The sequence below is a fragment of the Bacillota bacterium genome, assembly GCA_036504675.1.
In the GTDB taxonomy this organism is placed as follows: Bacteria; Bacillota; Sulfobacillia; order JAJYWN01; family JAJZPE01; genus DASXUT01.
Genome location: DASXUT010000052.1, coordinates 25,220 through 37,949 on the forward strand (window position 1 = coordinate 25,220; position 12,730 = coordinate 37,949).

At 66.7% G+C, this 12,730-nt stretch carries 11 protein-coding genes; 5 read left to right on the forward strand and 6 right to left on the reverse strand.

Annotated features, from left to right (window positions below; translation table 11 throughout):
• Positions 1–96 precede the first annotated feature (96 nt).
• The 4 genes from VGL40_03835 to VGL40_03850 all read right to left on the reverse strand — a co-directional run bounded on the left by VGL40_03835 (position 97) and on the right by VGL40_03850 (position 5,863).
• Positions 97–1,578 carry a DUF4179 domain-containing protein gene (locus VGL40_03835; GenBank protein ID HEY3314402.1) on the reverse strand — a complete coding sequence of 494 codons (1,482 nt, stop codon included), beginning with the start codon at positions 1,576–1,578 and terminating at the stop codon, positions 97–99.
• On the reverse strand, positions 1,575–2,084 hold the full coding sequence (locus VGL40_03840; GenBank protein HEY3314403.1) for a sigma-70 family RNA polymerase sigma factor: 510 nt from the start codon (positions 2,082–2,084) through the stop codon (positions 1,575–1,577). Before VGL40_03840 ends, VGL40_03835 begins: the two co-directional genes overlap by 4 nt.
• 162 nt (positions 2,085–2,246) lie before the next feature.
• Positions 2,247–4,946: a valine--tRNA ligase gene (locus VGL40_03845; protein ID HEY3314404.1), complete on the reverse strand. Its 2,700-nt coding sequence runs from the start codon at positions 4,944–4,946 to the stop codon at positions 2,247–2,249.
• A gap of 353 nt (positions 4,947–5,299) precedes the next feature.
• Positions 5,300–5,863 carry a GNAT family N-acetyltransferase gene (locus VGL40_03850; GenBank protein ID HEY3314405.1) on the reverse strand — a complete coding sequence of 188 codons (564 nt, stop codon included), beginning with the start codon at positions 5,861–5,863 and terminating at the stop codon, positions 5,300–5,302.
• Between the two features lie 211 nt (positions 5,864–6,074).
• Here VGL40_03850 and VGL40_03855 point away from each other — a divergent pair, with 211 nt between their 5' ends.
• Positions 6,075–7,568, forward strand: coding sequence for a PIG-L family deacetylase (locus VGL40_03855; GenBank protein HEY3314406.1), 1,494 nt, complete (start codon positions 6,075–6,077; stop codon positions 7,566–7,568).
• On the opposite strand, the gene VGL40_03860 is transcribed toward VGL40_03855, so the two are convergent.
• Positions 7,478–7,867, reverse strand: coding sequence for a hypothetical protein (locus tag VGL40_03860; GenBank protein ID HEY3314407.1), 390 nt, complete (start codon positions 7,865–7,867; stop codon positions 7,478–7,480). The two genes, VGL40_03855 and VGL40_03860, sit on opposite strands and share 91 nt — an antisense overlap.
• 204 nt (positions 7,868–8,071) lie before the next feature.
• On the opposite strand from VGL40_03860, the gene VGL40_03865 reads away from it, so the two are divergent.
• Together VGL40_03865 and VGL40_03870 are read left to right on the forward strand one after the other, a co-directional pair.
• Positions 8,072–9,319, forward strand: coding sequence for a stalk domain-containing protein (locus VGL40_03865; GenBank protein HEY3314408.1), 1,248 nt, complete (start codon positions 8,072–8,074; stop codon positions 9,317–9,319).
• Positions 9,320–9,327: 8 nt separating this feature from the next.
• The gene (locus VGL40_03870) at positions 9,328–9,549 is read left to right on the forward strand and encodes a hypothetical protein (protein ID HEY3314409.1); all 222 of its coding nucleotides are present in this window, start codon (positions 9,328–9,330) and stop codon (positions 9,547–9,549) included.
• An 86-nt stretch (positions 9,550–9,635) separates the two neighbouring features.
• Here the strand turns inward: VGL40_03870 and VGL40_03875 are convergent, their stop codons facing one another.
• On the reverse strand, positions 9,636–10,667 hold the full coding sequence (locus VGL40_03875; protein ID HEY3314410.1) for a D-alanine--D-alanine ligase: 1,032 nt from the start codon (positions 10,665–10,667) through the stop codon (positions 9,636–9,638).
• Between the two features lie 236 nt (positions 10,668–10,903).
• On the opposite strand from VGL40_03875, the gene VGL40_03880 reads away from it, so the two are divergent.
• Both VGL40_03880 and VGL40_03885 read left to right on the forward strand, forming a co-directional pair.
• The gene (locus VGL40_03880; GenBank protein ID HEY3314411.1) at positions 10,904–11,809 is read left to right on the forward strand and encodes a DMT family transporter; all 906 of its coding nucleotides are present in this window, start codon (positions 10,904–10,906) and stop codon (positions 11,807–11,809) included.
• 86 nt (positions 11,810–11,895) lie between these two features.
• Positions 11,896–12,726, forward strand: a complete 831-nt coding sequence (locus VGL40_03885; GenBank protein ID HEY3314412.1) for a hypothetical protein — start codon at positions 11,896–11,898, stop codon at positions 12,724–12,726.
• Positions 12,727–12,730: the final 4 nt, after the last annotated feature.

Sequence of the window (12,730 nt, forward strand, 5' to 3'; positions counted from 1 at the left end):
GCGAAAATCTTCGTCGAAAAGGCCCACGTCCTTGAAGACGAACGCGGGCACGGATTCGGCTCACGGGCGCTCCTCTTGCTGCCGCCGGAGGACCTGCTACCTGGGGACCTCCACGACGGTGCTCCAGGAATCCGGCTTGGTCCCGTAGCCGCGGGCGATCTCCAGGGTCGCCCCGGCCGGGTCGGCGGGTCCGGCAGCGACCAGGGTGTAGACCCCACTCTTCCCGTCTTCGTTCAGGAGGTAGGACCGGACTTCGACCGGCACCACCTGACCGTCCGCGGTCAGCAACGCGAGGCCGTCCAGCTTGATCCCGCCACCCTTGACAACCCCCGTGATGACGTTCTTGCCGTCCTCGGCGGTGAGGCGGTCAATCTGGAAGGTGAAGCCCTCCGAGCCGGCCCTGGACCCTTCCCGCAAGGGCAGCTTCCAGCCGAGCTGGTACCCGCCGGAGAAGCCCTCGAAGCGGATGTTGATCTCACCGGCTTTGGTCGGCTCAAAGGCGGCCGTGCCGGTCATCTTGACCAACCCACCGGCCGGACCGCCACCCCCGCCGCCACCCCCGCCCAGCCTGGCCAGAGGTCGCCCGTCGGCCAGGAGGGACCAATCGGGCATCTTCAGTTCGGGCCCGTCACTGGCCAGCACAAAGTCATAGTGGAGGACCGTCCGGCTGGGCGCGAAGACCAGCTTATCAAGGTGGATGGGGACTCCCTCGGCGGACGTGAAGGTCTGATCGACCGTCACTTCCCGGGTCATCCGATCGCTCACCCGCTGCACCGGGAAGCTGACCTGCCAGTCGCCGGAGAGAGACGCGGTCTGGAGGGCCATCCTGATCCGGAGATGGCCGACGTAGAACGGTAGCGGGTCGGTCTGAAGGAGGATGTGCTGTTCACCCGCCTTGGCGTCAAAGTCCACCGACGAACTGCCGCGCCGATACTCCCGGCCGAAGCTGTCGGTGAGGACGAGCTCCCAGCGGTGGCCGGCCTTGGCCAGGTCCGCCCAGAGCGACTCCATCCGGGGAATGGGCCCCTTCAGGCGGCCGATGACCGCCGTCTGGGTGCTGTCCGCGTAGGCCCCGACGACGGTGAAAGTCAGGCCGTCGACGGTCACCGAGCGATCCAGTTCGTCCACCAGCCCGGCCTGATAGGCCACGGCCAGACCGCGTTCAATGGCCACCGCCGAGAAGAGGTCCCCCACCCCCGGTACCTGAGCCAGAACGCGCGCCGGGTAAGGCGAGAAGAACGGTGAACCCAGGAGCACGGCCGCCAGGGCCGCGGCGGCCAGGCGGAAGGCCGGCCGGCGGCCGAAGACCACCCGACGGCCGAACGCCACCCGGTCGTCGACCGGCGCCCGCCGGACGGGCCGGCTCAGGATTTCACCGACCGACCTCGGCGGGGCGGCCGAGACCCCCCGGGGGCTCAGGTACCCGGACAACCGGTCCGACAGGCCCTGCCACCTGGCCAACTCGCCCCGGCAGCGCGGGCACCCCGCCAGGTGGTCTTCCAGCTCACCCCACTCGGCCCGGGGCATCGCCCCGTGCACGTAGTCCAGCAGAGCGTCGACTGCGATGTGAGGGCTCACGACTCTTCCTCCTCCCGCAACATCAAGCGAAGCCGCTTCAGGGCTTCATAGAGACGGCTCTTGGCCGTCGGCACCGGGACCTCGAGGACCTCGGCCAGTTCGGCGAGGGGTAGACCCAGCCAATAGCGGAGGAAGACGACCGTCCGCTGATCACCGCTGAGTTGCCGAAGGGCGTCACGCAAGGCCGCCTGCTCCGCGTCGGGCTCCGGCAGAGCGACCTGAGCCAGATCCCCCACGGGCGACCAGGGCCGCCGCCTCCGGAGACCCTGCTTGCATTCGTTCAGCAGAATGCGGGTCACCCAGGTCGAGAAGTAATCCGGCTCGCGCAACGCGGACACGCCCCGAAAGGCCTTCAGAACAGTGTTCTGCCAGGCATCCTCGGCATCGGCCGGGTTGCCCATGATGGCCAGGGCGGTCCGATACAGGCGGTTTTCGAGCGGGGCGATCAGGGCGGCGAAGGCCTCCCGGTCGCCCCGCCGGGCGTGGCTGACGAGACTGGCATCCAAGGAAAGCACCTCTTCGATGATGAGACCGAACCTATCGGGCCGGACTTATGGGCCGGATTCGCCTGACTCGCTTATTAGATGCCGGACCCGGCCAGAAAGATGGCCTACCCCAGAAAAAAGACGCCCGTATCCCCACGGGGGGACGGGCGTCTTCTCCGACGTTCAGCGACCGGCAATTTGTTCGCGCCTCTCCTTCAACCTGATCAGCTTGTCGGCCAGTTCCTGGCGACGGACCCGTTCCTTGTCGATGACCTCGGCCGGGGCTTTGGCCAAGAAGCCCTGGTTGGCCAGGCGCCCATCGATCTTGGTCAGCTCCGACCCGGTGGCCTGGATCTCCTTGTCGACCCTGGCCACCTCGCGGTCGACGTCGATTAGGCCCCGGAGGGGGACGAAGATCTCGGCCCCGCCGGCGATGGCCGAGAGGGCCTGCGGCGGCCGTTCGTCGAGGGTCGAAGCCACCTCGAGCTGAGCCACCCCGGCCAGCTTGACGATGTGCCCAAGGCCCGTCTTGACGGCCTCGCGGCTCTCGATGTTGGTCGGATGGATGATCACGTCGGCCTTCTTCCCCGGCGGTAAGTTGATCTCGGCCCGGATGTTGCGGATGGCCTTGATGACCTCCATCACCGCCCCCAGCCGGCCCTCAGCCTGGTCATCGACGAGGCCCGGGTCGGCCACCGGCCATTCGGCGACCATGATGCTCGGACCGCGGCTCGGCAGGTGCTGCCAGATCTCCTCGGTGATGAAGGGGATGAACGGGTGGAGGAGGCGGAGGGTCCGATCGAGGACCCAGGCCAGGACGCGCTGGGCGGTCCGGCGGGTATCGGTGCCGGCCGCCGCCAGACGACCCTTGATCAGTTCGATGTACCAGTCGCAGAGCTCATCCCAGACGAAGTCGTAAAGGACCCTGGCCGCCTCGCCTAGCTCGAAGGCCTCGAGGAAACGGTCGGCTTCGGCCGAGGCCCGGTTGAAACGGGAGATGATCCAGCGGTCCTCGAGCTCGAGGCCCTCTCGCGGGAGATCCAGGCCGTCACGGTCGGGGTCGAAATCACCCAGGTTCATCAAGGCGAAACGGGACGCGTTCCAGATCTTGTTGGCGAAGTTCCGGCTGGACTCGACCCGCTCCCAATAGAAGCGCATGTCGTTGCCCGGCGTGTTGCCGGTCAGGACGGTGAACCGCAGGGCATCGGCACCGTACTCCTTGATGACCTCCAGCGGGTCGATCCCGTTGCCCAGCGACTTGGCCATCTTCCGGCCTTCAGAGTCACGCACCAGGCCGGTGATGAGGACGTGGTCGAAGGGCTTTCCCCCCATGAACTCCAGGCCCGAAAAGATCATCCGGGCGACCCAGAAGAAGATGATGTCGTAGGCCGTGACCAGGACATTGGTCGGGTAGAAGTACTTGAGCTCCGGGGTCTGGTCGGGCCAGCCGAGGGTGGAGAAGGGCCAGAGGGCCGAGGAGAACCAGGTGTCGAGGACGTCCTCTTCCTGCACCAGTTGGCCGGCGTCGGCCCCGCAATGGGCGCACTCCGTCGGGTCCTCGCGGGCAACGGTGATCCGGCCGCACTTCTGGCAGTGCCAGGCGGGGATCCGGTGCCCCCACCAGAGCTGGCGGGAGATGCACCAGTCCCGGATGTTCTCCATCCAGTTGAGGTAGATCCGGGCGAACCGCTCGGGGACGAACTGAACCTCGCCCCGGCGGACGGCCTCCATGGCCGGCTCGGCCAGAGGCTTCATTTTGACGAACCACTGGGTCGAGATGAGCGGCTCGATGATCGTGGCGCAGCGCGAGCAGTGGCCGACCGAGTGGGTGTATGGTTCGATCTTCAAGAGCTGGCCCTCGGCCCGCAGCTGCTCGACCAGGGCCTGGCGGCAGGCCAGCCGGTCCTGTCCGGCGTAGACCGGGCCGGCCTCGGCGGTCATCTTCCCGTCCTCGTCGATGACCGTGATCGCCGGCAGGTTGTGCCGTTGGGCCATCTCGAAGTCGTTGGGATCGTGGGCCGGGGTCACCTTGACCGCGCCGGTCCCGAAGGACGGGTCGACATAGTCGTCGGCGATAATCGGCAGGCGGCGCCCGAGGACCGGCAGGATGACCGTCTTCCCGACGAGCTTCTGATACCGCTCGTCCTTGGGGTTGACCGCCACGGCCGTGTCGCCCAGCATCGTCTCAGGCCGGGTGGTCGCCACCGTCACGTAGCCCTCGCCCCCCTCCAGGGGGTAGTTGAGGTGCCACAGGCTGGAGGTCTCTTCGGAGTGCTCGACCTCGATGTCGGAGATGGCCGTGTGGCAGTCGGGACACCAGTTGACGATGTACTTGCCCTTGTAGATGAGGCCCTTCTCATAGAGCCGGACGAAGACCTCGCGCACCGCCCGAGAGAGGCCCTCGTCGAGGGTGAACCGCAGGCGCGACCAGTCGCACGAGGCCCCCAGCTTGTATAGCTGCTTGAGGATGGTGCTGTTGTACTTCTCCTTCCACTCCCAGACCTTGGCCACGAAGCCTTCACGGCCCAGGTCATGCCGGGATATCCCCTGCTTGGCCAGCTCTTCCTCGACCTTGACCTGGGTCGCGATGCCGGCGTGGTCGCTGCCGGGCTGCCAGAGGGTTTCCAAGCCGCGCATCCGGTGCCAGCGGATGAGGACATCCTGGATGGTGTTGTTGAGGGCGTGCCCCATGTGGAGCGAACCGGTGATGTTCGGGGGCGGGATGACGATGCAGTATGGTTCCTTCTTCGGGTCGACCTCAGCCCGGAAGAAGCCCCCCTCGAGCCAGTACTGGTACCAGCGATCCTCGACCGACTTCGGGTCGTAGACCGAAGGGATCGGGGCGGTTGCGGCCGTCGTGGCCGGTTCCTTGCAGTCGCCCATGGGTAGTGACCTCCAATCCAACTAGAAACCAAAAAGCTCCTTTCGTCCAAAAGGACGAAAGGAGCCGACTCGCCGTCGCTCTCTCCGCGGTACCACCTCAGTTCCCCGGTCGTCCGCCGGCCATAGACGGCCGACTCGCACCGGGACCCTCTTGCTTAACGGGTTTAGCCCGTCCGAACCTATGCGGGACGCCCATGGGGCGCCTCCTTCAGTCCGGAAGCTCCGGGGCGACGTTCGGCGGTCCTTGCCTGGGAGGCCTTGCAGCCGAAGGGCTTCCCTCTCTGTCGGGCGGAACCGGCCTACTCTTCCCCATCTTCGCCTTTGGTCATATGATCGATTCTATTGGCTCAATCTTACACGGCCCGATAGGGGCTGTCAAGGCGGATGCCGGCCTTTTGTCGGAGGCCGACCTCGGCCCGTTGTAGGCTCATCAGGAGCAGGTCGTCGTGCCGCTCCAACTGCCGCTCGGTCAGCTTCAGGAGCCCCTCCTTGCGGAAGCCGCACTTCTGATAGCATCTGATCGCCCGCACGTTGCCGCGGTAGACCCGTAGATAGATGTGGGCCAGGTTGAGCCGGTAGAAGGCGAAGTCGGTGAAGACCCTGATGGCGTCGGCCCCGAACCCCTGGCCCCAACACTTCTTGTCGCCGATGCAAATCGACAGCTCGGCCCGCCCGCCACGCCAATCGATGTGTTCCAACTCGATGGAGCCGATCAGCCGTCCATCGTGCCGTTCAATGGCCATCACCCGGTGCCCGCGGCTGGCCGCCAGCGTATTGAACCAAGTCACGCAAGTATCCCGGGAGATGAACTTCTTTCCCAGGTACTGGATGATCTCACTGTCGTCGTCCCAATCCATCATCGGGCCGAGGTCGGATTCACGGATGGGCCTAAGGTTGACTTTGTGCCCGCGGAGCACGCTAGAGAGAACCTCCCACACTAGTCGACCGGTCAATGGCGCGCCCTGCCGTGAAAGCAAACAAGCGGCTGGGCCGGTCATTCCTGGGGTCAGATTCGGTGCTGACGCGGGCGACTCCTCTAGGAAAATGGCGCCAACGCAGGCCTGATGGCGTTTTGCGGCGGTGCCCGCGCCCACCGGCGGGCATTCTAAGCGAGAGGTGAATCACTCATTGACCGCCGAACGACACTCGACTTCGTCCTTCCGACCGGCGTCCGTGATCCTGGCCGCCGCCGCGGCCGTGGCTCTGGCCATCGCCCCGGTCGGCGGCATGAGCAGGTTGGCCGTCCGGCGCCAGTCGCCCGGCTTTCCGGCCGGGACGCGGGTAATGGTCCTGGCGCCGCACGCCGACGACGAGTCCCTGGCCACCGGCCAGTTGATCGCCGCCGCCCGACGGGATGGACTGCCGGTGAGCGTCGTCTTCCTGACCAATGGCGACGGCTTCACCCGGGCGGCCGAGGAGACCTTGGCCGACTCCGGCGGGCTCCCGGATCCGTCGGAATACCTCGAGCTCGCCCAGACGAGGCAGGTCGAAGCGAGGGCGGCGGCGGCCGCCCTCGGCGTTCCCGACGGCAACCTCTTCTTCCTCGGCTACCCGGACCGCGGCCTGAAAGAGATGCTCGTCGAGCACTGGTCGGCCGCGGCTCCCTACCGGTCACCGTATACCGGGAGGTCGACGTCGCCCTACCCCGACTCGCACCACCAGGCCGCCCCTTACGCCGGGGAGACCCTCCTCGAGGACCTCGAGGAACTGATGGCAACCTTCCACCCGACCCTCCTGGCCATCCCCCATCCGGATGACCTGCACAGCGACCACTGGGCGACTTCGGTCTTTGGTCGGTTAGCCGTCCTTCGCCTGGTCGCCCAGGGGCGGCTGACCTCGCCCGGCCCGCGCCTGCTGGACTACGTCGTCCACGCCGGTCCGTGGCCCTGGCCGCCATGGCCCGCCCCCTACCTTCCGCTGACCGCCCCCCAATCGCTGGCGACCAGCGGGACGGTCTGGGAATTCCGACCGGGCGACCGCCTTTCGCGGCACCAGAAAGAGCTGGCCATCGCCAGCTACCGCACGCAACTGAAGGTCTCTCGCGGCTACCTCGGGGCCTTCGACCGGGCCAACGAACTGATCGGCGAGGTCTCCCCGTCGGCCATCAGTTCGGACGGCCGGCCGATCCAAGTAGCCAACCCCTGGACCGGGGCGGCCGTCGGACGGCGGGCCGGGACGGCCGACTGGAGCCGGGCCACCCTGACCTGGGACGGTAAGGGGTTGGGCGTCCGGCTGCAACTGACGTCGCGGCCGCGCCGGGGTAGCGTTTACCGGATCTACCTGTACTCCCCGCTCGGTACGGCGCGCGGCGCGGAGCCCGGCCCGGCGCGCGGCGCGGAGCCCGACGAACAGCCGGCGTCCGCCCCTGGGTCACCTTCGCGCCTGGTCGTGGAAGTGGCCGCCAATGGCGGCTTTCGGGCCGTCCTCCGGGACCTCGAGCGGGGCACGGAAGAGACCGTCCCCGCCGAGGTCGGGAAGGGCGGCCGGTCGGTCTCTCTGCGGGTCCCCTTCGAAGAACGGGCCCTACCGTGCTATGTCGGGTTCGAGGGGGCCTCCGGGGCCCCGGAGACCCGGCCGGCCACCTGGTCGCTGTTGGTGACTCGGAAGGCCTCGCCGAGTTGATCGGCCACTTCCTTGAGACCCTCGACGACTCCGGACGGCCGCAGGGAGAAGACGGCCACGTCCCGCCCGTCGATGACGATCAGGGCGGCCGGTCTCACCGAGGCTACGGCGGCGGCGAACCCGGCCCCCTCCGACCCGCCCTGACCACCCGTGCCCAGGCTGCCGAACCAGCACGAAGCCACGGGCACGACCTTGACCGGCCCGACCTCGATGGGGCGGCCGATGATGGCATCGGCGCTGACGTTCTCCATCGCCCCGGAAAGCCTTTTGGAATCCTCGTTATCGGCACCCGTCGTCAAGGCCAGTCCTCCACAGCCCTCTGCCCGCGGCCGAACCCGCGGCGGGCGGAGATTAGTATTTCCAGGACAGGCAGAAGAAAGCAGCGGGCGAAGGCGGCCGCTGAAAGGTTAGCCGGAGCTGGCGTCGAACCCCTAAAACCTCGGAGGGATCAACCAATAACCAGCTACGGAAGGACTATTTGGCGCCGGCACGGCGCCGGCGTCTTGGCCGCCTTCATCTTCATCGCCCTGGTCATCACCGGTCCGGTCCGCCCGGCCGCGGCGGAGGGCCGTCCGATCCAGGTCGTCATGGACACCTTGCCGGTCGAGTTTGACGTCCAGCCACTGGTCGAGAACTCGCGGACCCTCGTCCCTTTCCGGGGTATCGCCGAGGCCCTCGGCGCCTCGGTCGACTGGGACCAGGCCGGCCAGACCGCCGTCGCCCGGCTCGACGACATCGAAGTGGCCGTCCCCTTGAACAGCCTGAAGGCCAGGCGCAACGGCGAATCCCTGGCCCTCGAGGTCCCGGCGCGGGTGACCGCGCAGCGGATCATGATGCCGCTCCGGTTCTTCACCGAGGCCTTCGGCTGCCAGGTCGAGTGGGACCAGGAGAACTACCGGGTCCTGATCACCTCGCCGGCCCGGCCGATGGAGGTCATCGGTTTCTATGCCCTGGGCGACGCCAGGACTTCCAGCTGGGCCGACCTGTTCGGCCGGGCCTACCCGGACACGGCGGCCGGCCGGACCGACCTCCTGCGCCGCCTGTCCCTGGGTTGGTACACCCTGAACCAAGAGGGCGGCCTCCTGACCCGGAGCGCCAGCGGCTGGCAGCAGCCGCAGGGTTGGGAGAAGGTCGTCGCCGCCTCGACCAAGTACGGCCTGAAGAACGAGATGGCCGTGCAAATGACCGACGGTCGGGGGGAACTGACCGCTCTGTTGATGAACGAGACAGCCATGCAGTCGGCGGCCGACCATCTCTTGGCCGAGGTCCAGGCGGTCGACTACGCCGGGGTCAACCTCGACCTCGAGGGCCTCGGCTTCCAGGAGCAGGGGGCCCAACTGGAGGCCACCCGCGGGCGGCTCAATCACTTCGTCGAGATCGTCGCCGGGCGTCTCGCCAAGGCCGGCCGGACCTTGACCCTCACCGTCCACCCGCCCAACAGCGCTTATCCGGGCTACGACCTGGCCACCCTGGGCCGCTTGGCCGACACCGTGATCCTGATGGCCTATGACTATGGCCCCAAGCCCGAGCCGGTGGGGCCGGTGACCGACGCCATCGTTGCGGCCGCCGCCAAGGTCCCGTCCGATCGGCTGGTCCTCGGCATCTCCGCGGCTTCTGAGACGGCGGCGAGCATCGCCGGCAAGGTCGGGCTGGCCAAGCGTTACGGCCTCAAGGGCATCGCCCTGTGGCGCCTCGGGATCGTCTCCGACGAGACCTGGGAGGCCCTGCGTTCGGCGATCAAGGCTCGATAGAACATCGTTTGGGCCGTACGTTTCCGGTCGGGAGGTGGTGGGGCGCCGCCCCGGCCTTCGGCGAGATGCTGGTTTGGCCGGGGATCCCGGCGGCGGTTGACCGCCTCGGACCAAGGGCCCTGCTGACCGCCCTCCCGGTGGTCCTGACCGTGCCCCTGGCGTTGGTCTTGCTGGCCGCCGGGCGGCGGGGTCGCGGCCGGCCGAAGCCACTCGGATCGGCCTTCCCCTAAGCCCGAGAGGGATGAAAAATGAGAGCCGCCAGTGGCGGCTCTCATCAGTCAGGCAACGGTTGAGTTGATACCGGTGCGGACGACCCTCAGGCCGTGGCCACGGCCCGTGTATCGGCGGCGACGAGGAGCCCGTAGCGCTCCAGGGCCGCGTCGAGGATCCCGTTGATCAGCTGGTTGTAGCTCATCCCTTCGGCGTCGGCCATCTTGGGAAGGTCCGAGAAGCCGGGGGCTAAGCCGGGCAACGGGTTGATCTCGATGACGTGCGGCACGCCGCTCCGGTCCAGGCGGATGTCCACGCGGCCGATGTCACTGCAGTTCATCGCCTTGAAGGCGACCAGGGCCAACCGGCACAGGCGGTCCCGCTCCATCTCGGCCAGGGGAGCCGGCATCAGGTAGTAATGCTCGGCATCCCAGTCGCGCTTGAACTCGTAATCGTAGACCGGCGGGCGTCCTTCCGGACAGGCCGAGAAGTTGATCTCGGTGATCGGGAAGAAGTGGTGGTCGTGGTTGCCGAGGAGACCGACGGTGAACTCGCGACCGTCGAGGAACTCCTCGACCAGGGCGGCCTGCTGGTAGTAGCGGTGGATGTAGATGACCTGCTCGCGAAGCTGCTTGCCATTCTGGACCACCGAACTGGTGGAAACGCCGATGCTCGATCCCTCGCGGGCGGGCTTGACGAACAAAGGGAAGTGGAGGTTGCCCCGACAACATTCCTGACCCGGTTCAATCACTTCGAACTTGGCGGTCGGGATGCGATGGTAGGCGAAAACTCGCTTGGCCATCGGCTTGTCGAGACTGAGAGCCAGAGACAAGACATTCGATCCGGCGTAGGGGATCCCCAACATCTCTAACATCGCTGGAACGTGCGACTCGCGACTCTCTCCGCGCAACCCCTCGGCAATATTGAAGGCGATGTCGATCTTTGTATGCCTCAGGGTCTGATACGCGCTCTCGGTGGCTTCGATGAAGATAACCTCGTGACCACCCCAGCGGAGAGCATCCGCGATAGCCAGCACTGTTTTCTCGCTGTCCAGCTCAGCGTGGATATCGGGAGGCTCGTCTTCTTCTGGGGGTTCGTACTTACCGAGGTTGTAGAGCAAACCTACGGTGAGTCCCATCCGTCCTTCATTCCTCCTGATTCGTTATGGGTGATCCGGTCGGGGAGCGTTGTGAGTGTCTCCCGGTCTCTCTAGGCCCCTCCTCCTTCTTGGCCATTTGGCGGTGGCATCTATTGGCAAAAGGGGCTCATTTCAGTGTTGATTATAGCATCCGGTGGACCTGTGTCAACAGAAATCTTCGGTCCTGGCCCGGCTAGATGAAGCATGGTATACTACCGTTGTGGAGGGCGGGCGCTTTGACTGGAAGAAGACTTCTGGCCGACTTGTCTCTACTGTTGGTCGCCTTCATCTGGGGGTCGACCTTCGTCGTCGTCAAGGAGGCCGTCGCCAGCCTGTCCACCTTCTGGTTTCTGTCCATCCGGTTTTGGTTGGCTTTTTTGGTCCTCCTTGCCATATATTATCGTCAGGTTTCGGCAGCGCTTAAGTCCCGTGCGGCCCTGGCCGGCGCAGCCGCCGTGGGGACCCTCCTGGCCTTGGCCTATGGGTTACAAACGACCGGCCTGACCATGACCGCGGCCTCCAAGGCGGCTTTCATCACCGGGCTCTATGTCGTCCTGGTGCCGATCCTCTCGACGACCCTCCTCGGGCGGCCCCCGGGCCGGCTGCCCGTGGTCGGCGCCCTGGCGGCTGCGGTGGGCCTGGCCTTCCTGACCCTCAGGGGGTGGGTCCTGCCCGACCGCGGCGACCTCTGGGTCCTGGCCGGCGCCCTGGCCTTCGCCGCCCACATTACCGCCGTCGGCCACTTCACCCGCCGGCAGGACTCCTACGCCTTGGCCACCCTGCAGGTCGGCGCGGCGGCGGTCGTCCTGACCATCCTGGCCCTGACCTTCGAGCCCACTCCGACCCGCATCCCGCCAGCGGTCTGGGTGGCCATCGCCATCACCGGCGTCCTGGCCACGGCCCTGGCGATGGTTCTGCAAAGCGTCGTCCAGAGGCTGACCCCGCCCACGCACACCGCCCTAATCCTGGCGACGGAGCCAGTCTTCGCCGCCTTGACCTCCTACCTCTACCTCGGCGAGATCCTCAGCCCTCGGGCCATCCTCGGGGCCCTCATGATGTTGGCCGGGATGGTCCTCTCCGAACTCCAGCCCGGCGAATCGGCTCGGCAGGAGACCCCTCTTTCCGCGGCGAAATCGCCCTAGTCACGACCAAGCAAATGGCCCGAGCGGCCCCAACCGCCCCGCCCGCCCAGGCCGACTCTGAGACAGGCCATGTCAGGAGGACCTCGATGCCCAAGCAACCAGAGGAGCGCCCGACTCCCAAGAAGATCCTCGGGATGGACCAAGCGAACTGGAGAGAACTGCTGATGGTGGCCGGCCTGGCACTGGCCGTGGCCTTCGTCATGTTCTTCTGGGACATCTCCAAGAACGGCTCGGACTTGCTGACCTACGCCAACAAGGCCTTGACCCAGAAGGATTACGTCGCCGTCACCGTCGACCCGACCCGGCTGGTGGCCAGGGGAGTGGCTTCGGACGGCACCTACACCATCGAGGCCTCGTTGACCCCGGGAAGTGACCCGGTCACCTCCATCCAGCAGGCCGCCGGTGGTTCTGGGCTGGGCGAATTTCGCTTCCTCGGCTCGGCGGGCGGCACGCCCATCGGCAACGCCGAGGCTTCGGCCGTCTCCGTCCCGGCGGCCAGCCCGATCGACCCGGCCAAGCCGCTGACCTTCTTCGGCCGGGCCACCGCCCCCGAGAATACCTTGGCCATCGTCCCTCAAGGAACGAAGACGGTCGGGAGCGGCTCCTACTCCCGCTTCGAGGTCGTGTCCGGCAAACCGACGGCGAACGTAATCGCCCGTGCCTTGGAAACCTACGGCAAGGGATTCCGCCGGAACCTTCCGAGGGCTTACATCTACACGAATTCCCGGTCCAAGCTGCCCGGCTACATGCTGGAGACCGGCTCATCGGGGCTGGCCCTGACGGTCTGGCGGTTTAACCAGGAGAAGACGACCGTCGCCGGAGTCTGGGAAAAGTTCAAGTCCGCCGACGCCGCCGGCAAGCTGGCCATCCTTGGCTTGAACCCGGCGGAGGTGGCCCAGATCCTCAGCGAGCGGTAAGACC

Excerpts from the sequence above, each read along its gene's own strand:
- VGL40_03845 (HEY3314404.1), bottom strand. The coding sequence starts at position 4,946 with ATGGGCGACTGCAAGGAACCGGCCACGACGGCCGCAACCGCCCCGATC.
- VGL40_03875 (HEY3314410.1), bottom strand. The coding sequence starts at position 10,667 with ATGGGACTCACCGTAGGTTTGCTCTACAACCTCGGTAAGTACGAACCC.
- VGL40_03885 (HEY3314412.1), top strand. The coding sequence starts at position 11,896 with ATGCCCAAGCAACCAGAGGAGCGCCCGACTCCCAAGAAGATCCTCGGG.